The 22,964-nt window shown below is 54.1% G+C and carries 23 protein-coding genes and 4 tRNA genes; 15 read left to right on the forward strand and 12 right to left on the reverse strand.

Going from position 1 to position 22,964, the window contains the following annotated elements:
- Positions 1-29: 29 nt before the first annotated feature.
- The 3 genes from acnD (at position 30) to prpD (ending at position 5,505) form a co-directional block, all read left to right on the forward strand.
- Positions 30-2,639, forward strand: a complete 2,610-nt coding sequence (acnD, locus tag V8L71_RS12345; RefSeq protein ID WP_336274295.1) for a Fe/S-dependent 2-methylisocitrate dehydratase AcnD — start codon at positions 30-32, stop codon at positions 2,637-2,639.
- 112 nt (positions 2,640-2,751) lie between these two features.
- A complete protein-coding gene (gene prpF / locus V8L71_RS12350) occupies positions 2,752-3,951 on the forward strand; it encodes a 2-methylaconitate cis-trans isomerase PrpF (RefSeq protein ID WP_336274296.1) in 1,200 nt (399 codons plus the stop codon).
- Between the two features lie 57 nt (positions 3,952-4,008).
- Complete coding sequence (gene prpD, locus V8L71_RS12355; protein WP_336274297.1) at positions 4,009-5,505, forward strand: 2-methylcitrate dehydratase; 1,497 nt, start codon at positions 4,009-4,011, stop codon at positions 5,503-5,505.
- 81 nt (positions 5,506-5,586) lie between these two features.
- On the opposite strand, the gene V8L71_RS12360 is transcribed toward prpD, so the two are convergent.
- The gene (locus V8L71_RS12360; protein ID WP_176304399.1) at positions 5,587-5,871 is read right to left on the reverse strand and encodes a ComEA family DNA-binding protein; all 285 of its coding nucleotides are present in this window, start codon (positions 5,869-5,871) and stop codon (positions 5,587-5,589) included.
- A gap of 270 nt (positions 5,872-6,141) precedes the next feature.
- Here V8L71_RS12360 and pyrF point away from each other — a divergent pair, with 270 nt between their 5' ends.
- On the forward strand, positions 6,142-6,843 hold the full coding sequence (gene pyrF, locus V8L71_RS12365; protein ID WP_336274298.1) for an orotidine-5'-phosphate decarboxylase: 702 nt from the start codon (positions 6,142-6,144) through the stop codon (positions 6,841-6,843).
- Positions 6,844-6,864: 21 nt separating this feature from the next.
- Here the strand turns inward: pyrF and lapB are convergent, their stop codons facing one another.
- From lapB to V8L71_RS12380, 3 genes are all read right to left on the reverse strand, one after another.
- On the reverse strand, positions 6,865-8,070 hold the full coding sequence (lapB, locus tag V8L71_RS12370) for a lipopolysaccharide assembly protein LapB (RefSeq protein ID WP_336274299.1): 1,206 nt from the start codon (positions 8,068-8,070) through the stop codon (positions 6,865-6,867).
- A complete protein-coding gene (locus V8L71_RS12375; protein WP_035583902.1) occupies positions 8,071-8,376 on the reverse strand; it encodes a LapA family protein in 306 nt (101 codons plus the stop codon).
- A 98-nt stretch (positions 8,377-8,474) separates the two neighbouring features.
- Positions 8,475-8,771, reverse strand: coding sequence for an integration host factor subunit beta (locus tag V8L71_RS12380; RefSeq protein ID WP_008959540.1), 297 nt, complete (start codon positions 8,769-8,771; stop codon positions 8,475-8,477).
- A 206-nt stretch (positions 8,772-8,977) separates the two neighbouring features.
- On the opposite strand from V8L71_RS12380, the gene V8L71_RS12385 reads away from it, so the two are divergent.
- Both V8L71_RS12385 and V8L71_RS12390 read left to right on the forward strand, forming a co-directional pair.
- Complete coding sequence (locus V8L71_RS12385; protein WP_008959539.1) at positions 8,978-9,271, forward strand: FAD assembly factor SdhE; 294 nt, start codon at positions 8,978-8,980, stop codon at positions 9,269-9,271.
- Positions 9,231-9,662 carry a hypothetical protein gene (locus V8L71_RS12390; protein ID WP_336274300.1) on the forward strand — a complete coding sequence of 144 codons (432 nt, stop codon included), beginning with the start codon at positions 9,231-9,233 and terminating at the stop codon, positions 9,660-9,662. Before V8L71_RS12385 ends, V8L71_RS12390 begins: the two co-directional genes overlap by 41 nt.
- 9 nt (positions 9,663-9,671) lie before the next feature.
- Here the strand turns inward: V8L71_RS12390 and nadB are convergent, their stop codons facing one another.
- The 7 genes from nadB to uvrY form a co-directional block, all read right to left on the reverse strand.
- Entirely contained in the window at positions 9,672-11,255 is a 1,584-nt protein-coding gene (gene nadB / locus V8L71_RS12395) for an L-aspartate oxidase (protein ID WP_336274301.1), read from the reverse strand.
- 216 nt (positions 11,256-11,471) lie between these two features.
- A tRNA-Leu gene (locus V8L71_RS12400) sits at positions 11,472-11,558 on the reverse strand.
- A gap of 66 nt (positions 11,559-11,624) precedes the next feature.
- A tRNA-Cys gene (locus V8L71_RS12405) sits at positions 11,625-11,698 on the reverse strand.
- A gap of 77 nt (positions 11,699-11,775) precedes the next feature.
- Positions 11,776-11,850 (reverse strand) — tRNA-Gly (locus V8L71_RS12410).
- An 84-nt stretch (positions 11,851-11,934) separates the two neighbouring features.
- Complete coding sequence (gene pgsA, locus V8L71_RS12415) at positions 11,935-12,483, reverse strand: CDP-diacylglycerol--glycerol-3-phosphate 3-phosphatidyltransferase (protein WP_035566621.1); 549 nt, start codon at positions 12,481-12,483, stop codon at positions 11,935-11,937.
- A 96-nt stretch (positions 12,484-12,579) separates the two neighbouring features.
- Positions 12,580-14,394, reverse strand: coding sequence for an excinuclease ABC subunit UvrC (uvrC, locus tag V8L71_RS12420; protein ID WP_176304403.1), 1,815 nt, complete (start codon positions 14,392-14,394; stop codon positions 12,580-12,582).
- A gap of 40 nt (positions 14,395-14,434) precedes the next feature.
- Entirely contained in the window at positions 14,435-15,085 is a 651-nt protein-coding gene (gene uvrY / locus V8L71_RS12425; RefSeq protein WP_008959534.1) for a UvrY/SirA/GacA family response regulator transcription factor, read from the reverse strand.
- Between the two features lie 206 nt (positions 15,086-15,291).
- Between uvrY and V8L71_RS12430 the strand changes: the two genes are divergently transcribed.
- Positions 15,292-15,367 (forward strand) — tRNA-Ala (locus tag V8L71_RS12430).
- Positions 15,368-15,456: 89 nt separating this feature from the next.
- Here V8L71_RS12430 and argF read toward each other — a convergent pair.
- Positions 15,457-16,377 carry an ornithine carbamoyltransferase gene (gene argF / locus V8L71_RS12435; RefSeq protein ID WP_336274302.1) on the reverse strand — a complete coding sequence of 307 codons (921 nt, stop codon included), beginning with the start codon at positions 16,375-16,377 and terminating at the stop codon, positions 15,457-15,459.
- A gap of 210 nt (positions 16,378-16,587) precedes the next feature.
- Here argF and grxD point away from each other — a divergent pair, with 210 nt between their 5' ends.
- The 8 genes from grxD (at position 16,588) to V8L71_RS12475 (ending at position 22,619) form a co-directional block, all read left to right on the forward strand.
- Positions 16,588-16,938, forward strand: a complete 351-nt coding sequence (gene grxD, locus V8L71_RS12440; RefSeq protein ID WP_008959532.1) for a Grx4 family monothiol glutaredoxin — start codon at positions 16,588-16,590, stop codon at positions 16,936-16,938.
- 140 nt (positions 16,939-17,078) lie between these two features.
- On the forward strand, positions 17,079-19,052 hold the full coding sequence (gene dnaX, locus V8L71_RS12445; protein WP_336274303.1) for a DNA polymerase III subunit gamma/tau: 1,974 nt from the start codon (positions 17,079-17,081) through the stop codon (positions 19,050-19,052).
- Positions 19,053-19,111: 59 nt separating this feature from the next.
- Positions 19,112-19,438 (forward strand): YbaB/EbfC family nucleoid-associated protein, encoded by a 327-nt coding sequence (locus tag V8L71_RS12450; RefSeq protein ID WP_101147887.1) that lies wholly within the window; start codon positions 19,112-19,114, stop codon positions 19,436-19,438.
- Between the two features lie 3 nt (positions 19,439-19,441).
- Positions 19,442-20,047 carry a recombination mediator RecR gene (gene recR / locus V8L71_RS12455; protein ID WP_101147888.1) on the forward strand — a complete coding sequence of 202 codons (606 nt, stop codon included), beginning with the start codon at positions 19,442-19,444 and terminating at the stop codon, positions 20,045-20,047.
- A 46-nt stretch (positions 20,048-20,093) separates the two neighbouring features.
- Positions 20,094-21,230 carry a ribonuclease D gene (rnd, locus tag V8L71_RS12460; protein WP_336274304.1) on the forward strand — a complete coding sequence of 379 codons (1,137 nt, stop codon included), beginning with the start codon at positions 20,094-20,096 and terminating at the stop codon, positions 21,228-21,230.
- Positions 21,227-21,541 carry a YcgL domain-containing protein gene (locus V8L71_RS12465; protein ID WP_101147890.1) on the forward strand — a complete coding sequence of 105 codons (315 nt, stop codon included), beginning with the start codon at positions 21,227-21,229 and terminating at the stop codon, positions 21,539-21,541. Before rnd ends, V8L71_RS12465 begins: the two co-directional genes overlap by 4 nt.
- A 12-nt stretch (positions 21,542-21,553) precedes the next feature.
- The gene (locus tag V8L71_RS12470) at positions 21,554-22,129 is read left to right on the forward strand and encodes an acyl carrier protein phosphodiesterase (protein WP_336274305.1); all 576 of its coding nucleotides are present in this window, start codon (positions 21,554-21,556) and stop codon (positions 22,127-22,129) included.
- A 34-nt stretch (positions 22,130-22,163) separates the two neighbouring features.
- Positions 22,164-22,619, forward strand: coding sequence for a YcgN family cysteine cluster protein (locus tag V8L71_RS12475; protein ID WP_101147892.1), 456 nt, complete (start codon positions 22,164-22,166; stop codon positions 22,617-22,619).
- Positions 22,620-22,964: the final 345 nt, after the last annotated feature.

The following is a 22,964-nucleotide window of genomic DNA, read 5'->3' on the forward strand; positions in this document are numbered from 1 at the left end:
TTCAGCCCCTTCTTGTGAGTCTGCCTGTTATGAATACCCAATACCGTAAACCCCTGCCTGGCACAGCGCTTGAATTTTTTGATGCTCGCGAGGCGGTGGAAGATATCCAGCCCGGTGCCTATGCTCAGCTGCCCTATACCTCGCGTGTGCTGGCCGAGCAGTTGGTGCGCCGCTGTGATCCAGCACTGCTCACCGATGCGCTGAAACAGCTGATCGAGCGCAAGAGCGACCTGGATTTTCCTTGGTACCCGGCGCGTGTCGTTTGCCACGATATCCTCGGCCAAACCGCACTGGTCGATTTGGCCGGGCTACGTGACGCCATCGCCGAAAAGGGCGGCGATCCCGCCAAGGTCAACCCGGTGGTGCCCACCCAACTGATTGTCGATCACTCATTGGCGGTGGAGCACGCAGGCTCAGAAGAGGGCGCCTTCGAGAAAAACCGTGCCATTGAAGATCGTCGCAACGATGACCGTTTCCACTTTATCAACTGGACCAAGACGGCATTCGAGAACGTCGATGTAATCCCGCCCGGCAACGGCATCATGCATCAAATCAATCTGGAGAAGATGTCGCCAGTGGTGCAAAACCGCGACGGCATTGCCTATCCGGATACCTGTGTGGGTACCGACAGCCATACGCCCATGGTCGATGCCTTGGGCGTTATCTCGGTGGGCGTGGGTGGCCTGGAAGCCGAAAGCGTGATGTTAGGCCGCGCTTCCATGATGCGCTTACCGGATATCGTCGGCGTAGAACTGACCGGCAAGCTGCAGCCGGGGATTACCGGCACCGATATGGTGCTGGCGATTACCGAGTTCCTGCGTAAAGAGCGCGTCGTCGGGGCTTATCTGGAATTTTACGGCGAAGGTGCCGATGCGCTCACCGTGGGTGATCGCGCCACGATTTCGAATATGACCCCCGAATACGGCGCGACTGCGGCGATGTTCTACATCGATGGTCAAACCATCGATTACCTGAAAATTACCGGCCGTGAAGATGAGCAGGTGGCGCTGGTGGAAACCTATGCCAAACACACTGGCCTGTGGGCGGACAGTTTGACCGAGGTTGAGTACGAGCGGGTGCTGACTTTTGATCTTTCATCGGTACACCGCACTCTGGCAGGGCCGTCTAATCCTCATGCACACTTGCCCACTTCAGAACTGGCACAGCGCGGTATTGCGGTAGGGCTTGAGGCAGCGCGGGAAGAGGAGAAGGCGGGCAGAATGCCTGATGGTGCCGTCATTATTGCCGCTATCACCAGCTGCACCAATACTTCTAACCCGCGCAACATGGTTGCCGCCGGGCTGATCGCTCGTAACGCCAATCGGCTCGGTCTGCTGCGTAAGCCGTGGGTGAAGTCGTCGCTGGCGCCGGGCTCGAAAACCGTCAAGATGTACCTGGAAGAAGCCGGGTTGATGAGCGAGCTGGAAAATCTCGGCTTTGGGGTGGTGGCTTACGCCTGCACCACCTGTAACGGCATGTCCGGAGCGCTGGAACCAAAAATTCAGCAGGAGATTATCGAGCGCGATCTCTACGCAACCGCCGTACTTTCCGGTAATCGTAACTTCGATGGCCGTATTCATCCCCATGCCCAGCAGGCGTTTTTGGCCTCACCGCCGCTGGTGGTCGCCTACGCCATTGCGGGCACGATTCGCTTTGATATTGAAAAAGATGCCCTGGGCGTGGATCAGGCGGGCAACCCTGTCACGTTAAAGGATATCTGGCCAGCGGATGAAGAGATCGACGCGATCGTTAAGTCATCGGTGAAGCCGGAGCAGTTCCGCCAGACCTATATTCCCATGTTCGATTTGGACAAGAGCGCCCGCGCTCAGGTCAGCCCCCTATATGACTGGCGCCCCCAGAGTACCTATATCCGTCGCCCGCCTTACTGGGAAGGTAATATGGCTAAAGAGCGCACCCTGAAAGGCATGCGCCCACTGGCAATCCTGCCGGACAATATCACGACCGACCATCTCTCTCCCTCCAACGCGATACAGCTCAACAGCGCGGCGGGTGAGTACCTGGCCAAAATGGGCGTGCCGGAAGAAGACTTTAACTCCTACGCGACGCACCGCGGCGATCACCTCACCGCCCAGCGCGCTACTTTCGCCAACCCTAAGCTGTTTAACGAAATGGTGCGCGATGCCGATGGCAAGGTAAAACAGGGTTCGCTGGCGCGGGTAGAGCCCGAAGGCGAAGTGACCCGAATGTGGGAAGCGATTGAAACCTATATGGCGCGTAAGCAGCCGCTGATCATTATTGCCGGTGCGGATTACGGTCAGGGATCGTCGCGGGATTGGGCGGCCAAAGGTGTGGCCCTGGCAGGTGTGGAAGCGATTGCCGCTGAAGGCTTTGAGCGTATTCACCGCACCAACCTGATCGGTATGGGGGTGATGCCATTGGAGTTTGAACCGGGTACTACGCGCATGACACTCGCTCTGGATGGCACCGAAACCTTCGATGTCGAAGGCGCCGTTTCGCCAGGGGCAATGCTCACGCTGGTAATCCACCGCCAAAGCGGAGACAGCGAGAGCGTCGCGATGAAGTGCCGTTTGGATACCGCCGAGGAGGTGTCAATTTACACCGCTGGTGGCGTACTGCAGCGCTTCGCCCAGGATTTCCTCGAATCGACGGCAGCTTAAAACCGTATCTGGCCAAGAGAACCCGGTGTCTTTAGCTTTTCGAACCTAGCTTTTCGAACCTAGCTTTTCGAATCAGTCTTAGAGCACCGGGTTATTTTTAGGAGTGGTAATAATGAGCGAGTCAGTTCAAAACAAACATGTGCCGCAGATAAAGATCCCGGCCACCTATATGCGCGGCGGCACCAGTAAGGGCGTTTTTTTTAAGCTCAACGATCTACCCGAAGCGGCCCAGCAGCCGGGCGTAGCGCGGGATCAGTTGCTACTGCGCGTCATCGGCAGCCCCGACCCTTACGAAAAACAGATCGATGGCATGGGCGGGGCGACCTCAAGTACCAGCAAGACCGTCATTCTGTCGAAAAGTGAGTCAGCCGAACACGATGTGGATTACCTGTTTGGCCAAGTCTCGATCGACAAGCCCTATGTGGATTGGAGCGGCAACTGCGGCAACCTATCGGCGGCGGTTGGCCCCTTTGCGATAGCCAATGGCCTAGTTGATGCATCACGTATTCCAGAAAATGGTGTCGTCGAGGTAAGAATCTGGCAGGTCAATATTCAGAAAACCATTGTCTCCCAGGTGCCTGTCGTGAATGGTCAGGTGCAGGAGACTGGCGGTTTTGAGCTGGATGGAGTGACATTTCCCGCGGCTGAGATTCCAGTAGCCTTTAAGGACCCGGCGGACGGCGAGGGAGCAATCTTCCCCACTGGCAACCTAATCGATGAACTGGATGTCCCGGGTGTGGGAGTGTTGAAAGCCACCCTGATCAATGCCGGGATACCCACGATCTTCATTAATGCCGATGATATTGGCTACGTGGGTACCGAGCTTCAGGATGTCATCAATGGCGACGGTAAAGCACTTGCGATGTTTGAAGCCATTCGTGCCCATGGCGCATTACGAATGGGACTGATAAGCGACATCAGTGAGGCCGCTAACCGTCAGCACACACCCAAAGTGGCGTTTGTGGGCCCGCCAGTGGATTACCTCTCTTCGAGCGGTAAGAGGGTGAATGCTTGTGATATCGATCTGGTGGTGCGAGCGCTCTCGATGGGCAAGTTGCATCACGCCATGATGGGCACGGCCGCCGTCGCCATTGCCGCCGCAGCTGCCATTGAAGGCACGCTGGTGAATCTGGCAGCAGGAGGTGGCGGTCAACGTAACGCGGTCACTTTTGGACACCCTTCTGGCAGCCTGCGGGTTGGCGCTGAAGCAAGCTTGATCGAGGGGAGGTGGCATATCGAGCAGGCGGTGATGAGCCGTAGTGCCCGGGTATTGATGGAAGGAGTGGTGAGAATTCCTGGGGACAGCTTTTAGGGCGCGTTCCTTGAGCCATACTGAGGAGTAGGTGATTCAACAGTAGGAGAGAGCGCTATGTCTACCAGACCATCTGCCACATCCGAAGCCAATGAGCGGCCCGATTACGATCCCGAGCTGCAGGCCATTGCCGATTATGTCCTGAACTATCAGGTGGGTTCCCAAGAGGCGCTGGAGACTGCGCGTTACTGCCTGATGGATACGCTTGGCTGTGGGCTCTTGGCACTACGCTTTCCGGAGTGTACCAAGCACCTTGGGCCGATAGTAGAAGGCACGGTGGTGCCGTTTGGAGCCCGAGTCCCAGGCACAACGCTGCGTCTTGATCCAGTCAAAGCGGCATGGGATATCGGCTGTATCATCCGCTGGCTGGACTATAACGATACCTGGCTTGCCGCCGAGTGGGGCCACCCCTCCGATAATCTTGGGGCCATTCTGGCGGTAGCCGATCACCTCTCTCAGCGGCGAGTTGCTCAAGGTGAAGCACCGCTTGTGATGCGTGATGTGCTTGAAGCAATGGTTATGGCCCATGAAATACAGGGTGTACTGGCGCTGGAAAACAGCTTTAATCGGGTTGGACTTGATCACGTGGTATTAGTAAAGGTGGCGTCTACTGCGGTGGCCGCCAAGTTGTTGGGCGCCAATCGTGAGCAGGTGCTGTCGGCGCTTTCCCATGCGTGGGTCGATGGTCAGAGCCTGCGAACTTATCGTCATGCGCCCAACGCAGGTTCGCGGAAAAGCTGGGCCGCGGGGGACGCCACTTCACGGGGTGTGCGCTTGGCGGATATCGCCCTGCGCGGTGAAATGGGTGTTCCCAGCGCGCTGTCGGCGCCCCAATGGGGCTTCTACGATGTACTATTTAGCCACGCCAATAAAGATTTGAGTCTGAAGCCAGAAGCGGAGCGTCGGCTGCGTTTCCAGCGCGAGTTTGGCAGCTATGTGATGGAAAATATCCTGTTCAAGATCACTTTCCCTGCTGAGTTTCATGCTCAAACGGCTTGTGAAGCTGCGGTAGTCCTTCATCCTCAGGTGAAAGATCGCCTGGCTGACATTGATAAGATCGTGCTGACCACTCATGATTCGGCTATCCGTATCATTTCCAAAACCGGGGCGCTCGCTAACCCAGCGGACCGCGACCACTGCTTGCAGTACATGACCGCGGTGCCGCTTATCTTTGGCGAGCTGACCGCTGATCATTATGAAGATAGTTTTCACGCGGCTCATCCGCTGATTGATGAGCTGCGGGGCAAGATGGTGGTAGAGGAAAACGCGGGATATTCGGCGGATTATCACGACCCTGAGAAGCGCTCTATCGCTAACGCAGTGCAGGTTTTTTTTAAGGATGGTAGTGCGACAGATAAAGCCGTGGTGGAGTATCCGTTAGGCCACCGGCGCCGGCGTGAAGAAGGTATGCCATTGTTAGTTGATAAGTTTAAGCGACATTTGGCGATGCGATTTCCAGCAAGTCGTTGCCAAAAAATTGTTGATCTATGCAGCCATCAGCCAACGCTTGAAGCGTTACCTGTACACAAATTTATGGATGAGTGGATGATTTAGCCCTTGGTGCTCAATACATTTCACTAAAAATACCCGGCAGCGCTTAAGCGCTACCGGGTTATGGTGGTTTGCACCGTTAAACTACTCTTCAAACGTTACTTGATCGCGCATGCGGTCGACGGTGGCAGGCCCAATGCCACTGACACGTTCAAGGTCTTCAGCGCTTTCAAAGGCCCCGTTGGTTTCGCGCTCTTCAATGATTGCTTCTGCTCGGCTTGGGCCAATGCCCGGTAATTCGGCCAGCAGCTCAGCATCGGCGGTATTGACGTTGATGGGCGCCACCTCTTGTGCCAGCGCGCCACTGGAAAGCCCCAAGCTAATGCTAAGTAAAAGTGCGGCTAAAGTTCCTTTAAGAGTCATGTTCATCCTCGATAATCCTTTTAATAACGTTTGATGTCATTGATGTAGTGCGCGAAGTTCAGAGAAGATGATGTTATACGCTTGAATTGTCTTTTAGCGTTATGAACGCCGCTGCACTATCAACTTAGCTTTTTTTAATAAGTGAATATGTCAGCGATGTACGACAGCGATTGTAAGTTTTTAGCTATAGCCCTATGGCAAATAGCTTACATCGTGAGGGGGCGAGGAGGGGGGAGAGACTGATATAATGGCAAAAACTACATTCGGAGCAACTATATGGCTACTGATTCCCCGATCATTATTGCGCTTGACTACCCTTCGCTAGATGCGGCGCTGTGCATGGCTGATCAGCTTGACCCTGCCCGCTGCCGCGTTAAAGTGGGTAAAGAGTTATTTACTCGCAGTGGCCCCGCCGTGCTTGAAGCGTTACATGGACGTGGTTTTGAGGTGTTTTTAGACCTTAAGTTTCATGATATACCCAACACGGTTGCCAGCGCCGTACAGGCAGCGGCGGAGCAGGGTGTTTGGATGGTCAATGTCCATGCCAGCGGGGGGCAGCGGATGATGGAGGCGGCTACGCAGCGCCTGGAACAACAAGGATTAGCCACCCATTTAATTGCGGTTACCGTATTGACCAGCATGCAGGCCGAGGACTTAGCTGATGTTGGTATTAATGCACCGCTGGCTGAGCATGTAGAGCGCTTAGCGCTGCTGGCGAAGCAGAGCGGCTTACGCGGTGTCGTCTGTTCGGCTCAAGAGTCTGCTCGAATTAAAACACTTTGTGGTGATTCGTTCTTAAAAGTAACTCCTGGAATTCGCCCTAGTTTTGCAGCGACTAATGACCAGCAGCGGATTATGACACCTAGCCAAGCCATACAGGCGGGAAGCACGCATTTAGTCATAGGCCGACCCGTTACTCAGGCCGAAGACCCTATGGCAGCCCTTGAGGCGATTGAGGCCGAACTAGCAGTTGCATAAACCGCGCTGTTTATACTGTCGCTATTCACCTTCTACGCCGATAACTGGCTTGATAGTCCCCCAGTAGCGGCAACTGGGGCATTGCCACTGGAGCGCATCACTGGCAAATCCACAGTGTCGGCAGCGGTGGCGGGTACGATTAAGCAAAAGCGCATCGGTGTGGTGCTTTAGCAGCAATAAGCGCGTGTCAGGAGAGGATTTTCCGTTTAGCCGCTGGCTCTCAATATACAGGTCAATCAAATAATCCAGCCCGCCCAAGCTTGGCGCTGCGCGCAACCGTTCGCCGACCAGCTCAATGGCTTTGTCGACGCCGTCTCGCTGGTGCACGAGCTGGCCTAGCGCAATAATGATGCTGGTATAGGGCGCTTGCTCAAGCAGGCGGTAAAGGTGCGCCTCAAACCCCGCTTCATCGTTACGACGCAAATAGGCATTTTTGAGGGCAGGCAGCATAGTAGGGATATGGGCTAGCTCCTGGCGCGGGATATTATCTAATCGCCCAATAGCGCGCCCATAGTGGCCGTTATCCATCTCTAATTCAGCCAAAAGCAAGGTGGCGCGAACGCAACTTTCATCTAGCTGTAGGGCTTTTTTCAGGTGCTTTTTAGCAAGCGCTCGACTGGCTTCGCTGATCTCCTCAATGGCCAGCTCGCACAGCCAATGCGCGGCAGGGCGCCGCAGCTTTGGGTGCTGTTTAAACAGCGGTTGAATTACTTCTAATGCTTGGTGCCAAGCCTTTTCACGCTCTAATAAATCCACCAATAGCTGTTTGGCAGCATAGCGGAGTTCATCGTCGCTGCTGTGTTCCAGTAGCGTGTTAAGAAGACGCTGCGCGCGATCGTGTACCCCCAGCGCCATGAAATCCCGGGCAAGCTCCAGCTGGATCTGTTCATTGGTATGCTGCGACAGCGCAGGACGCGCTAAGAGGTTTTGGTGAATACTGACCGCTTTATCCGCCTCGCCACGGGCGCGAAAAAGTTTGCCAAGAGCAATGTGAGTATCCACCGTATCGCTGTTAACGGCTAGCACGTTGATGAACGTGTTGATCGCTTCGTCGGGCTGCTCGTTAAGGAGATAGTTTAGCCCGACAAAGTAATCTCTCGACAGTGCCTGTGAGGGCGCTGAGGGCGGTTGAGAGCGATGTCGACGGCGTCCAGCTTGGTGGTAGCCCAAGCCATAACCGATGGCGATAGCGACCAACAATACGCTTAGCAGCGCGACATCCAGCATTTATGCTAGTTCCTTGAACTCCTGGGTGCGCAAGCTATCAAGCTCTTTGCGTTGCTGCTTGTTATGGCGCTGGCTACGGGCCAATGTTGCTTTTAGGCGGACATACACACCTAACATGGCCAGCATGCCCAGTACGACGCCAAACACCAGTGTCGCCAATAACCACACAGAGAGCGATACGGCTGGCAGTTCCAGCCAAATAAGGTTCAAAGCAATCGTTTGCTGATTGTTAACGGCAAACAAAATACCTACGAGCACTACTATCAGCAAAATAACGGCCAGAATAAGCCCTTTGATCCAACGCATGTGAGTTTCCTAGTCTGTGACGTTCACGGTAGCGCTATTGTGTACGACTCAAGCGACGACGTCATCCCGCAGAAGGTCGGATAACGCAATAGCCGCCCTTAATAGCCGAGTGCGCGACTAGCGTCTACCTGTTCACGTAGCTCTTTCCCAGGCTTGAAGTGCGGCACATATTTGCCTTCAAGATCAACCGCATCGCCTGTTTTTGGGTTACGCCCTACGCGCGGTTCCCGGTAGTGCAAAGAAAAGCTACCGAAGCCACGGATCTCAACGCGACCACCACTGGCGAGAGAATCCGTCATGTCGTCCAGGATAATACGCACCGCTGTTTCAACATCTTTGGCGGACAATTCCGGCTGACGCATCGCAATTTGTTCGATTAATTCAGATTTAGTCATCGGTTAGCTCCCTGCGAACATTGAAGGCCTTGATGCGCTCTCGGCCTCACTCACATCAAATTCAGCATACTGCTCAATTCAGTATAAAACAATTCAGATAAAACAAGGTTCTAGACTGATTAATAGCATAGGCGAAGGAGGGCGCTGGCGCGACCCCACAGCTTAGGTATACTGGTGCTTCATTTATTTAATCGGAGCGGCTGACGTTGAACGACGACAATTCCCCTGCAGCCATTTTGCGCAAACGGCTTTATTGGCACTCGCGTCGCGGTATGTGGGAGCTAGACCTTCTGCTAATTCCGTTTCTTGAACAGCGTTTTGATCATATTAGCGAAGCGGATCAACTGGCCTATCAGCAGCTAATTGAAGGTGAAGACCAGGACCTGTTTGTCTGGCTAATGCATCGAGAGTGGCCTGAAGAACCCAGCCAGCGGCGTATCGTACAAATGATAGTGGAACATGCTGAAACCACCGATAATTCTGCCTATCGTACCCTCTAGGCAGTGGCGGTTAACGCAGTGCTGTCTGTTGATTGGAATAGCGGGGCTTAGCTACTGGGTTGGGGGTAAGCCAGCAGGAATGGCTGTAGCCGTGGTTGGCGGTGCTCTTGTGTGGCGTGGTTATCAGCGCCAGCCGACAGGAGTGCTCTCTTTGATATCAACAGCCTCGCTGTTTTATGGCCGCTGGTTGCCGTGCGAGCAGCTGCCTGCTGAGAACGACCAGCCGCTGAACGCGCTTAACAATAAGGAGTATCAAGTGCGCTGCGACTATTTAGGCCCCTGGTTAATAGGGCTTTATGTTGGTAAGCAGCGTGTTTGGTTATGGCCTGATAGCGCTCCTTCTGAACAATTGCGCGAAGTGCGCAAGTTATTTCATCGCCCCGGCCGATAGTGCTGTGATCTAGCCCCTTTTTTCTAAATCTTGCAAAGTCAGTGTCGAAGCAGCGGCTATCGGCTGCTGCTGTGGCCAATCCGTGGTGTAGTGCAAGCCACGCGACTCATGCCGCTGTTGAGCCGCAAGTACCGTTAGACGTGCTAACTGCAGGGCTTGATGTAAGCGTTTACCTTCCGGGGCTGCTAATGCGCTTTCTACTTCTTCCAGCGAATTTAACAGTGCCTTCAGCTGCTTTTGAGCCGTATTTAGCCCTGTCGCGTTACGCACGATGGAGACATGCTGGCTCATGATGGCCCGCATGCGTTGGCGGATATCGCTAAGCAATACTGTGGGTAAAGGGGCTGTTGCTGGGAAGGCAGGGGGCTGAAATTTCTCTACGGGTGTGCGGTCATCTTGGGCCAGTAGAGCACGAGCACAACTGCGTGCAAACACTAGGCATTCTAGCAATGAATTGCTGGCCATCCGGTTGGCACCATGTAGGCCCGTGCAGGCCGTTTCGCCAATGGCATATAGGTTCATGACATGAGTGGCGCCTTGTAAGTTGGTTGCGACACCGCCGCAGCTATAGTGTGCCGCTGGTACTACCGGAATAGCTTGCTGGGTAATATCAATGCCGCGCGAGGCGCAATGGGCCAGAATGGTGGGGAAATGGTGGTGAATTGCCTGCTTACCTAAATGGCGAATATCCAGCCACACATGGCCCAGCGTGCCATGCTGTATTTCGGCGTCAATAGCACGGGCCACTACATCGCGGGGGGCAAGCTCTGCGCGTTGATCCAGCGCCAGCATAAAGCGCTGTCCATCTTCATTGAGCAAATGACCGCCTTCACCGCGAACCGCTTCGCTAATCAAGAACGCCGGGCCTTCCGGATCAAAGAGGCAGGTCGGGTGAAACTGCTGAAACTCAAGGTTCATCAAACTAGCGCCTAGTTCGGCAGCCATCATCATGCCTTCGCCGCTGCTAGGGGCTGGCGTGGTGGTGTGACGGTAAAGACCACTGGCCCCGCCGGTCGCTAATACAGTATGACGCGCAATGAGCGAGTGCCACTGCTGGTTGGTATCGCTGCCATAGGCGCCGCGGCAGGTGCCCTGTTCATCCTGCAGTAATCCCACCACGGTGAGGTCGTTGCGCTGGGTAATGTTGGGGTGCTGCGCCACGTTGTTTAACAGTGTATCCACCACGGCGCGGCCGGTGGCATCATCCGCGTGGATAATACGCCGGGCATTGTGGCCGCCTTCGCGGGTTAGGTGATAGGGGTACCGGGCGGCGGGGTCGGTCTCCGGCGTAAAAGGAACGCCTTTATCAATCAGCCATTGAATAGCAGCAGGGCCGTGGGTGACGGTAAAGCGAACCGCCTCGACATCACATAACTCATCGCCTGCGATCAAGGTGTCGTTAATATGTGCATCGAGATCGTCATCGGGCGAGAGTACTGCAGCAATGCCGCCTTGTGCCCAGCGGCTGGCGCCTTGGTCGTCTTGAGCGGGGCGAACTAAGGTGACTGTTTGATGATCAGCCATTTCCAGAGCAAGGGTTAGCCCTGCGACGCCACCGCCAATGATAAGTACATCGGATATTGGCGTGCTCATAGTGCCCGCTCCTTTCATCATGCCGACCAAAAGCTTGTATATCTTAGATATGACTAGTCCGCTTAGCGCTAACCATTAAACGGCAGGCATCATAGCGTGACGATGAGCGTTTAGCGATGTTTGGACACAAAAAAGGCGGCAAACTACAGCGTAAAAAAGAGAACAGAAAAAGGGGGGGAGTTACAGTTTATAACTGTGGAAAGATAAAACAAGAAGTGGTGCCCGGAGCCGGACTTGAACCGGCACGGGGTTGCCCCCGAGAGATTTTAAGTCTCTTGCGTCTACCGATTTCGCCATCCGGGCTATACATCACAAAAATCACATCGCAATGCTGTTTCGTGCTACTTAAACATCACTGCTACACAAAGATGGAGGCTGGAGTCGGAATCGAACCGGCGTACACGGAGTTGCAGTCCGCTGCATAACCACTCTGCCATCCAGCCTCAAAAGTCGTTGAAGCGAGAAAGTAGATTCGACCGGGCTGGCGTTCCAGCTTACGACCTCGTCTTCAATTTCGCTTTGGAGCGGGAAAGGAGATTCGAACTCCCGACCCTCGCCTTGGCAAGGCGATGCTCTACCACTGAGCTATTCCCGCTCGACTCGAGGGCGAATTATACGGATCACCGCCAGCTTGTCAATCAATGAATTGGCGCGTGTTCATTATTTACTTATCAGCAGCTTACATTGAGCGGCTAAGATGTGGCCAGGCGGCTTTCAAGTACTGAATCATGGACCATAACGTGAGAATAGCAGCGGCATAGAGCACCATAATTCCTAACAGCGCAAATTCGTGCGCTGGTGGAAGCGCCAGCAAGATTAGCAGTGACACCATTTGTAGTGTTGTTTTCAATTTGCCCACCCAGGACACGGCCACCATGCCACGCTTGCCCATTTCGGCCATCCATTCACGCAGCGCCGAAATGACAATTTCACGACCAATAATCACCAGTGCTGGGAGCGTGAGTACCAGTGTGTCATAGCGCTCTATTAATAGCGCCAGGGCCACGACGACCATAAGTTTGTCGGCCACTGGATCTAGAAAAGCGCCAAATGGCGTTGACTGATTCCAGCGCCGCGCTAAATAGCCATCCAGCCAGTCGGTGACGGACGCTAACGCAAATAGGCCAGCCGCTATAGGCATGCTCCAACTGAAGGGCAGATAAAACAGCACCACTAGCAGCGGAATAAAGGCGATTCTCGCCAGTGTCAGTATGTTGGGTATATTCATCGCAGGGTGCGATCCTTGCCGGAAAATCAGAGGATTCGAAGTGTCTGGCGCTTATTCTATCCCCCTTGGCCGATAGCATCTATGCCAAGAGGCGGTTTATCCATTGAGCGCCCGGTAAATGCTCTCGGCTAGCGAGGCATTAATACCTGGAACGCGGGCGAGTTCATCGCGGCTAGCCTTTTGCACCCCCTGCAGGCCGCCAAAGAAGCGCAGCAGCTCACGCCTGCGCTTGGGGCCGATGCCCGGAATATCCTGAAGTGTCGAAGTACGTCTCGCTTTATCGCGCTGGGCGCGGTGGCCAGCAATGGCAAAACGGTGAGACTCATCGCGAATGTGTTGGATTAAATGCAGGGCCGGTGAGGCCGGATCCAAATCAAGCGGATTGTCCGCTGTTTCCAAAAATAGGCTTTCAAGCCCCGCTTTACGCGTGGTGCCTTTGGCGACGCCCAATAGAATGATATTGGTGATCTCAAGCGTTTTAAACACCTCACGTGCCATGTTGAGCTGCCCTTTGCCACCGTCAACGATCAATATGTCGGGGGCTACCGCTTCACCACTTTTCACCCGTTTAAGGCGCCGTGTGAGCGCTTGTTGCATGGCGGCGTAATCATCACCTGCGGCCACCCCTTCAATGCGGAAATGGCGGTAGTCGCTTTTACGTGGGCCTTGATGATCAAACACCACGCAAGAAGCAACCGTCGCTTCGCCATGGCTGTGACTGATATCAAAGCACTCCAGGCGTTGAGGCGTTTCTTCCAAGCCGAGTGCTTTTTGTAGCGCGGTAAAGCGCTGAGTAAGTTGCGTTTGATTGGCAAGCTGCGATGCCAATTGCTGCTCCGCGTTAGTAATCGCAAGCTGTTGCCACTGGGCGCGGTGGCCGCGGACTTGGCTGGTGACGCGGATGCGTTTACCCGCCTGCTGCGTCAACGCTTCGGCAATCAGCTCACTATCGTCGAGTGGGTGGCTGGTAATGACTTCGCTAGGAACGTTATGCGGTTGGCCAAAATAATATTGGCTAACCACTTCAGTGAGCAGTGTCTCTAGCGGGAGATCGAGGTCGTTTTTTGGCGTGTGATGGCGTGCCCCCAGCAGGCGTCCGTCGCGAACACTGAGAACAGAAACGCCTAGCGCGCCGGGTCGCTGTGCCAAGGCAAAAATATCTGCATCACCACCGCCTGTATCGACAAACTGACGCTGCTGAAGCTGTCGCAGCTGCTGAACTTGATCGCGTAGGCGAGCGGCTTCCTCAAAGTTCAGCGCTTGGCTGGCCGCTTCCATTGCCTCCATCAATTCTTGGGTGACATTTTCGCTTTTGCCTTCCAAACACATCACCGCATGTTCAACATCGCGCTGGTAATCCTCGGCGGAGATATAGTCGACGCAAGGAGCGCTACAGCGCTGAATTTGATACTGCAAACAGGGGCGCGAACGGTGCGCAAACACGCTGTCTTCGCAGTTCCGAATATGAAATATTTTTTGCATCAGCGCTAGGCTTTCCCGTACCGCACCACTGCTGGGGTAAGGGCCTAAATAGCGACCGTCATCGCTACGTTGACGAGCGCGTTTATACTCAAGTGCCGGGTAAGGGTGACGGTCGGTGACAAAGACAAAGGGGTAGGACTTATCATCGCGCAACAAAATGTTGTAGGGCGGACGCAGTTGCTTGATCAGCGTCTGTTCGAGCAGCAGGGCTTCAGTTTCAGTGCGCGTCACGGTGACCTGGACGTCGGCGATGCGTCCGACCATGGCCTGGGTTTTAGTATTCAGCTGGCCACGAAAATAGCTGGCAAGGCGCGCTTTTAAGCGTTTTGCTTTGCCCACATAGAGCGTGTTGCTTTGTTCATCAAGCATGCGATAAACACCAGGAGAGGTACTTACCGAGCTTAGAAATTGTTTTGCATCAAAGGTCATATCAGCGTGTCGGTACCCGATAACAGCAGGGGAAATTGAGTTATATCTGGGCGGCGTCAAACCCCTCGACTAACCCGTGGCGGAGCGCTAAATGAGTGAGCTCAACGTCAGTAGCAATCTGTAGTTTATCAAACAGTCGATAGCGATAGGTATTTACTGTTTTAGGGCTTAAGTGCAGGCGATCTGAGATGTCTTGCACGCGTTGGCAGTTAACAATCATCAGGGCAATCTGTAGCTCACGGTGGGAGAGGTGGCTAAACGGATTATCCTCATTAGTAAAGTGTGAAAGGGCTAAGCGTTGCGCAATTTCCTGACTGACATAGCGCCGACCATGAAATACTTGGCGTATGGCGTCGGTCATCTCTATTGCGTCTGCACCTTTGCTTAAAAATCCTGAGGCACCAGCTTCCAACATGCGACGCAGTACGCTGTCTTCCATGTGCGCGGTCAGGATCAATACTTTGACGTCCTCCATTGTGCGGTGAATGCGGCGTGTCGCTTCCAGTCCGCCGATGCCCGGCATGCGGATATCCATTAGCACGATGTCGGGCTTCAAATGGCGACACTGTGTCACTGCATTTTCACCGTCGTCGACCTCGCCCACAATTTTAATGTCACACTCTTCGTTTAGCAGGTGCGCAATACTGGTTCTTACTAAATGATGATCATCGGCGATAAGTACACTGATCAATGGATACGCTCCTGCATGGAAACATCATGGGCTCAGGCGTTGGCCTTGTACGCTACTTTATATTGCTGACTACATATCCTGCTAACGACATATAGAGTGCCACAGCTGGCGACAAAGGAGAATTAGTCAACGCTGGTGGTTCAAAAACTTGACCGAGGTAAATGTTCATCGTAGTATCCGCCTCGCTGTCGAAAAGAGCAGCATGTGGGGCCTTAGCTCAGCTGGGAGAGCGCAACACTGGCAGTGTTGAGGTCAGCGGTTCGATCCCGCTAGGCTCCACCAAAATTAAATATAATCCTGATAATATTTATCAAGATTATAGAAAAAAGCCTCGTTGATTAAACGAGGCTTTTTTTCGTCTCCAGTAAAGATTACTCAGCAACCCTGCCCAGCAGTAAGAACTCGATCAGCGCTTTTTGTGCATGTAGGCGGTTACCGGCTTCCTGCCAAACAACGGCGCGGGGGTCATCAAGCAGCGTCTGGCTGATCTCTTCGCCGCGGTGTGCTGGCAGGCAGTGCAGGAACAGCACCTCTTGATTCGCCTGATCAAGCATCGCTTCGGTTACCTGGAAGCCAGCGAAATCCGCCTCACGTTTGGCCTGTTCTTCTTCTTGGCCCATGGAGGCCCAGACATCGGTGGTGATCAGGTCGGCGTCTTTGACCGCTGCTTGCGGGTCATGCAGCAATGTTATCTGGTCACCAGCGGCCGCCATGATGTCGGCGCGTGGCTCGTAGCCTTTCGGGCAGCATATGCGCAAATGAAAACCGAACTGACGGGCCGCATTGATCCAGGAGTGGCACATGTTATTGCCATCACCAATCCATACTGCCGTGCGTCCCTTTACACTGCCGCGTAGCTCGGTCCAGGTCATTACGTCGGCTAGCAACTGGCAGGGGTGATAGTCATCACTCAGAGCGTTAATAACCGACACGCTGCTGGCGCTGGCGTAGGTCTCCAGGCCTGCGTGGGAGAAGGTGCGGATCATTACCGCATCGACCATTTCCGACAGTACGCGAGCGGTATCTTCGATCGGCTCGCCGCGGCCTAGTTGGGTGTCGCGAGGGGAGAGAAATAGCGCGTGACCACCAAGCTGTGCCATACCCGTTTCGAATGAAACTCGCGTACGTGTTGACGATTTTTCAAAGATCATCGCCAGGGTGCGGTTGGGTAAGGGTGTATAAACAGGGCCTTGGGCTTTAAGGTTGGTCTTGATGGTAATGGCGCGCTGGATCAAATAATCCAGCTCATCCGGGGTCAAATCCAACAGCGTTAGGAAATGGCGTGTCGCCATAAGGGCTTCTCTCCGCGCAAAAACACTATCCTAGCTATGCAGCAGGGGATGCGCAACGCGAATGGCATGCGTAGAATAGACCCACACGTTAAAGCCGAGCGCTCTACTCAGGTACTTGTTCTAGTGCTACGTTCAAATGCTAGATTTAAGTGCTACGTAGCTAAGCAACGGAGTAGTTAAGCATCGGTCATCAATAAGCGAGGAAATAGTATGAGCACTACCGCCGAAAACATTCAGCGTCAAATCAGCGAAAACCCGATCCTTATTTTCATGAAAGGGTCGCCACAGTTGCCACAGTGCGGGTTTTCCGCCCAGACCGTGCAAGCCTTGATGAGCTGCGGTGAGCGCTTTGCATTCGTTAATGTTCTGGATAACCCGGACATTCGCGCGGAACTGCCAAAGATTGCTAACTGGCCGACATTTCCTCAGTTATGGGTAGAAGGCGAGTTAGTCGGTGGCTGTGACATCGTGGTGGAAATGCATCAGAACGGTGAGCTGGAAAAACTGGTGAAAGCAGCTGCCGAGCGCGCTGGTGCTGCAGAGGGTGGTGACAACGCTTAAGTGTTGTTGAGCACTCCGCCCTAAGCGGTTGGCGGGCTATGGTGCAACCGCTAGAATGACACATTGTTATGCACCGTGGCACTTACCTTGCGCTGTCTTCAGCGCGAGGTAAGTTAGCCCGCTGAAGGAAGTACAGCTTCATGAGCTATCAGGTTCTGGCCCGCAAGTGGCGACCCCGCACATTCCACGAACTCGTTGGTCAGGCCCATGTTCAACGCGCCTTGGTAAATGCCCTTGACCAGGGGCGTTTACATCATGCGTATCTTTTTACAGGTACCCGTGGGGTGGGTAAAACCACCTTGGCGCGCATACTCGCCAAATGTTTGAATTGCACGGCCAACGGGCGTGGTGATGAAGGCATTACCTCTACCCCCTGTGGGCAGTGCGATAGCTGCCAAGCTATTGATGAAGGACGCTTTGTTGATCTGATTGAGGTCGATGCAGCCTCTCGAACCAAGGTGGAAGATACCCGCGAGCTACTCGATAACGTTCAGTACGCGCCGACCCAAGGGCGCTACAAGGTGTACCTGATTGATGAGGTGCACATGCTCTCCACCAGCAGCTTTAATGCGCTGCTGAAAACGCTGGAAGAGCCGCCCCCTCACGTTAAATTCCTGCTAGCGACCACCGATCCGCAAAAGTTGCCGCCGACGGTACTCTCGCGCTGCCTGCAATTTACCCTCAAACATATGCCGCCTGAGCGCGTAGTGGAGCACCTCACTTACGTACTAGGGGAAGAGGGCGTTGCATTTGATGAGAGCGCGTTGTGGCTGCTGGGTAAAGCGGCCGAAGGTTCAATGCGCGATGCCATGAGCCTGACCGACCAAGCCATCGCGTTTGGCCAGGGGGCGGTTCGCCATGCGGATGTGGCTGCCATGCTGGGCACCTTGGATCATCGTCATATTCTTGGGCTAGCAGAAGCCCTGGCCGATGTGGATGTGCAGCGCTTACTGGCCGAAGTAGCTGAGTTGGCAGAACAAGGCCCTGATTTTGCCGCGGTGCTGGATGAGTTTTCCAGCATTCTGCACCGCTTGGCGGTGGCGCAAATGGTGCCAGATGCTGTCGATAACAGCCACGGTGACCGTGATGTTATCCTGCAGCTAGCGAGCCGCTTTACCGCCGAGGATATTCAGCTCTATTACCAAATCGGTATTCAGGGCCGTGGGGATATGGTGCACGCGCCGGATCTGCGCAGCGCCCTGGAGATGACGCTGCTGCGCATGCTGGCGTTTCGTCCTCAAGGCGTACCGAAACCGCCGCGTACACCGCTGCCCCTGCGTCGCGAGCCTACAGGTGAGGCAGCGTCAGAAACGAATACTCACGTTCCCGCGCCGGCCACGGTTTCATCAGCGCCCACGCCAGAAACGAAAACAACGCCTGACATTCAGACCATTCCAGAAGAGCAGTCCACGCCAGAAGCGCAGCCAGAACCCCAAGCCGAGCCCCAAGCCGAGCCCCAAGCCGAGCCCCAAGCCCTACCTGTCGCTGAAGAGGAGGCACCGTTACAAGAGCCACCCCCTTGGGTTGTCGAGAATGAAACACCACCGTCCGAGGTTGGCGCGCCTGATCAAGGCCCCGAGCCAGCGGCTATGGTTGAGCCAGCGCCTGTCGCGGAATCAACAACAGCGCCGGAACCGGTTTCGCCGCCAGCGCCCGAGTTGACAGCTGATCCTGCTCCTGCGCAGGAGGAACCTGCTTCGGTGGCCCCGGCTGGTAGGCTGGACAACGCAAAATGGTTGCAATGCTTTGATGCACTCGGGTTGGGCGGTTTGACGCGAAATCTAGCAGGCAACTGTCTGGTCGAGAGTGATGATGGCACGCTGTTGACCCTTCGCCTGGATCCTAGCCAGGAGGCCATGCAGGCGGAGGTGCACCAAACACGTATTGAGCGGGCGCTGAAAGAGCAGGGCATGCCGCGGCGAATAGCGTTTTACGTGGCTGAGTTGTCTAATAGCCTGGAAACACCCCGGCAGCGCGAAGAGCGTCTTAATCACGAGCGTCATGCCCAGGCGGTTGATCTACTCAATCACGACCCCCATGTACAGAAATTACAGCAGGCGTTTGGAGCAAAGCTGATAGAATCCAGCGTTAAGCCAGCCGATGAAATGCGCTAAGCTGTCTCACATATCATTGCAATAGCGACCTATCTTTTAACCACGTTGGAGATTAGACCATGCTTAAAGGTGGAATGGGCAACTTGATGAAACAAGCCCAAGAGATGCAGGAAAAAATGCAGCAAGCCCAGGAAGAGGTCGCCAAAGCCGAAGTGCAGGGCGAGGCGGGTGCCGGTATGGTTAAGGTCACGATGAATGGTCGACATGACGTATCAAAAGTGACCATTGACCCCAGCGTTATGGAAGAAGACAAAGAGCTTTTGGAAGATTTGCTAGCCGCGGCAGTCAACGATGCGGTGCGTAAATTGGAAGTTAGCTCTAAAGAAAAAATGGAAGCAGCGACCGCTGGCTTGAACCTTCCGCCCGGCTTTAAGATGCCGTTCTAAGCAATGCGTTTTTCTCCTCTCGTTGAGCAGTTGATGGATGCTTTTCGCGTACTGCCAGGCGTTGGGCCTAAAACGGCTCAACGTATGGCGATGCACCTGCTTGAGCGTGAACGCCCAGGGGGGCAGCGACTCGCTGCAGTTATTCAACAAGCCATTGAAGAAGTGGGCTATTGCCAACGTTGCCGCACACTCACTGAAGCCGATATTTGCATGCTGTGCGAAAGCCCACGCCGCGATGATGCGTTGTTGTGTGTGGTGGAGTCACCTGCCGATCAACTAGCGATTGAAGAGGCCGGCGGCTTTAAAGGCCGCTACTTTGTGCTGCACGGCCACCTCTCACCGTTAGATGGCATTGGCCCAGAATCGATTGGTTTGGATTTGTTAGAAGCACGTGTCGCAGAAGGGCTCGTCGAAGAAGTGGTGTTGGCGACGAACCCTACTATCGAGGGGGAGGCGACAGCTCACTATATTGCCTCGCAGTTAGCAGAATATGGCGTCAAACTCTCGCGGCTTGCCTATGGCGTCCCGATGGGCGGTGAGCTGGAGTATGTTGATGGCGGCACCTTGAGTCGCGCGTTTAATGGTCGCCTGCCTTTTGCCAGCGAATAAGCCTATCTAAACGCAAGCGCTTTAGCGCTTGCGCCAACTTGGAAGAATGCTTTTGTCCTCTCTTACTCCCTCTTTTCAATGGCTTGATACTCCAGAGGCGCTTGATGCTGCGTGCGATCAAGTAGCCGATGCTTCTGTGATTGCTCTGGATACCGAGTTTTTCCGAGAGAATACGTTCTTTCCAGTGCCTGCGTTGATTCAGTTCACCGCGGGTGAAGAGGCTTATCTAATTGATCCTGTGGCTGTCCCGTGTACTGATAAATTCCGTGCTCTGCTGCAAAACAGTGCGATTAAGTTGCTCCACTCCTGTAGCGAGGACCTGGAAGTTTTTCAGCACTGGGCAGGCGTGTTACCCGTACCCTTAATTGATACTCAGGTAGTACAAGGTTTTTTGGGTGAAAATCCAGGAATGGGGTATCAAAAACTGGTCGAATTTTGGGTCGGTGAAACGTTGCCTAAAGAGGAAACGCGCTCAAACTGGTTAGTGCGCCCGCTGTCGCCTGCGCAGTGCCATTACGCCGCGCTAGACGTTATCTATTTATTGAAAGTCTGGGCGCTACAGGCTGAAAAGCTCACTACGCTAGGTCGTCGTGAGTGGGTGGAAGCTGAGAGTGCTAGCTTGATTGAACAGGCCGGGCGCAGCGTTGATAACGATCAACAGTGGTATACCCGTCAACGTCAATTATGGCGCTTGATGCCCCGTCAAATGGAGGCGTATCGGCTGATGACCACATGGCGTGAAGGCGAAACACGTCGTCGCGATTTGCCGCGTAATTGGCTAATTAGCGATAAATTGCTGTTCGCCATCGCCGAAAAGATGCCCAGCAACCGCTTCGAGCTCGCTGAGGTGGAAGGCGTTAAGCCGGTGCTAATTAAAAAAGAGGGTGATGCTCTTTTGGCAATGGTGAAGCAGGCGCAGCATTGCGATGAAGCGTCACTGCCGACACGCTGGCCAGACCCGATGCATCCATCGTTCAAATCGCGCTTTAAGGCACTCAAAAAAGCGGTGACGGCTAAAGCCAACGAATTAGGTGTGGCACCGGAAATGCTGCTGCGCCGCCGTGATATTGAAACACTTGTGATGCAGGACTTGGCGGGCGAGCCTTGCACCTGGCCGAGCGGTTGGCGGGGAGAGTATTTGAATGCTGCGCTGGCCCAGGCCCTTGAGGAGCGACCATCATGAGCGACAAACTGATTTGCGAGGTGTTCAAAAGCTCGCGTAAAGATGAAATGTATTTGTACGTAGATAAACGTCAAGGATTGGCAAATATACCAGCGCCACTGCTGGAAACGTTTGGTAAGCCAGTGCCGGTTTTTACCATGCTGCTAACGGCTGATAAAAAGTTGTCACGTGTTAATGCGGCCGATGTGGTCGAAGGTATTAACGATAAAGGCTTTTATTTACAGATGCCGCCGCCTAAAGAGGCCTACTTGCTCGACATGCATCGCGCCCATGTGGCCTCGCATTCTAATATGCGTTCTGACGATGAGTAGCGTTAGCTTTACATGAATTTTCTTGCCCATGCTTGGCTCGTCAGGGCGGGTAGCGATGATTTTCTCTACGGCAATTTAATTGCCGATGGGGTTAAGGGGCGTGACTTAAGTGATTGGCCCGCGGCCACGGCGCTAGGCATTCGTCATCACCGTCGTGTGGATGCCTGGGTGGATAGTCATCCGAGCGTTATTAATGCGCGGCGACGCGCCCCGCCTGCTCAGCGCCGCTATGCGGGCATTGCGCTCGATATGGTTTGGGATCATTTTCTAGCCCGTGATACGGCGGGGCAGGCTGACCAGGAAGTAATTGTAAAACGCTGCTATCGACTGCTCTTAGCGCGCTCTGCGCCGAACCGGCTGGCGGGTATGGTGCCATCACTTGTCGAGCACGACTGGTTAAGAGGCTACGCTGATTTCGCGTTTACCTGCCGCGCCGTGGCGGGAATCGGCCAGCGATTGTCTGGCCCGAATCAGCTTGCCGCTCTGGTGCCCTGGCTGCACGACGATTACCAAGCGCTAGAGGACGACTTTCAAGCTTTATGGCCAGCGCTGTTGGCAGAATTAAGCCACACTGATACACCACCATAGGACGTGTTTCTGTGTGGTAGTGAAGGAGAAAACGATGGAAACCGCGATGCGCGAGCGTTTTTGGGAGCGCTATACCCTGGAAGAGTTGACGCCCCAGGAGTGGGAAGCGCTATGCGACGGCTGTGGGCAGTGCTGCCTGCTAAAGTTGCACGACGAGGATACCCAGGAACTGGCAGTGCTGAACGTGGCTTGCCGCCTGCTGGATATCCATAGCTGCCAGTGCAGCGATTATGAGAACCGTTTTAAAACGGTTCCCGACTGCACCCAGCTTACTCCTGCCTTAGTAAAAGAATTCACCTGGTTACCACAAAGCTGTGGTTACCGGCGAGTGGCAGAGGGACGCAAGCTGGCGGGCTGGCATCCGCTGTTAAGCAATGACGCCGAACGGGTTCACCGTAAAGGGATCAGTGTGCGTAGTTTTGCCGTTTCTCAAGATGAAGTCCCTGAGCAGCAGTTGGAGTCACACATCATTGCCGTGCTGCCGATGTAATTCCTGACGCTTTATGCGCTGGGCTGGCGCTTTGGGATATCCCAAATAGATAAAAACGCTTCTTTAACCGGTGAAAGTACTTTTTTAGCTGGCGCCTGGTTAGCGGGTTTGGCGCTAGTCTTACGAGGAGCGTCCCAAATTGTCGGGAAGTGATCTTGGTATTTCATGGCTTCTATTAACTCCTAAAGAGCTGTCATAAGCATTGGGCTTGTAACTTATAAACCGGGCTTATAGATCGAGGTTAGACGTTAGTGTATGCGACTAAGGTGTAGTATGGCGCAGAACCGGGAGCGAGCGAATGGTTTTGTGGAAAATATTTTCATAAATTGATGGTTTGCATACGTC

It is taken from the genome of Vreelandella indica, from assembly GCF_037070225.1.
GTDB lineage: Bacteria > Pseudomonadota > Gammaproteobacteria > Pseudomonadales > Halomonadaceae > Vreelandella > Vreelandella arctica.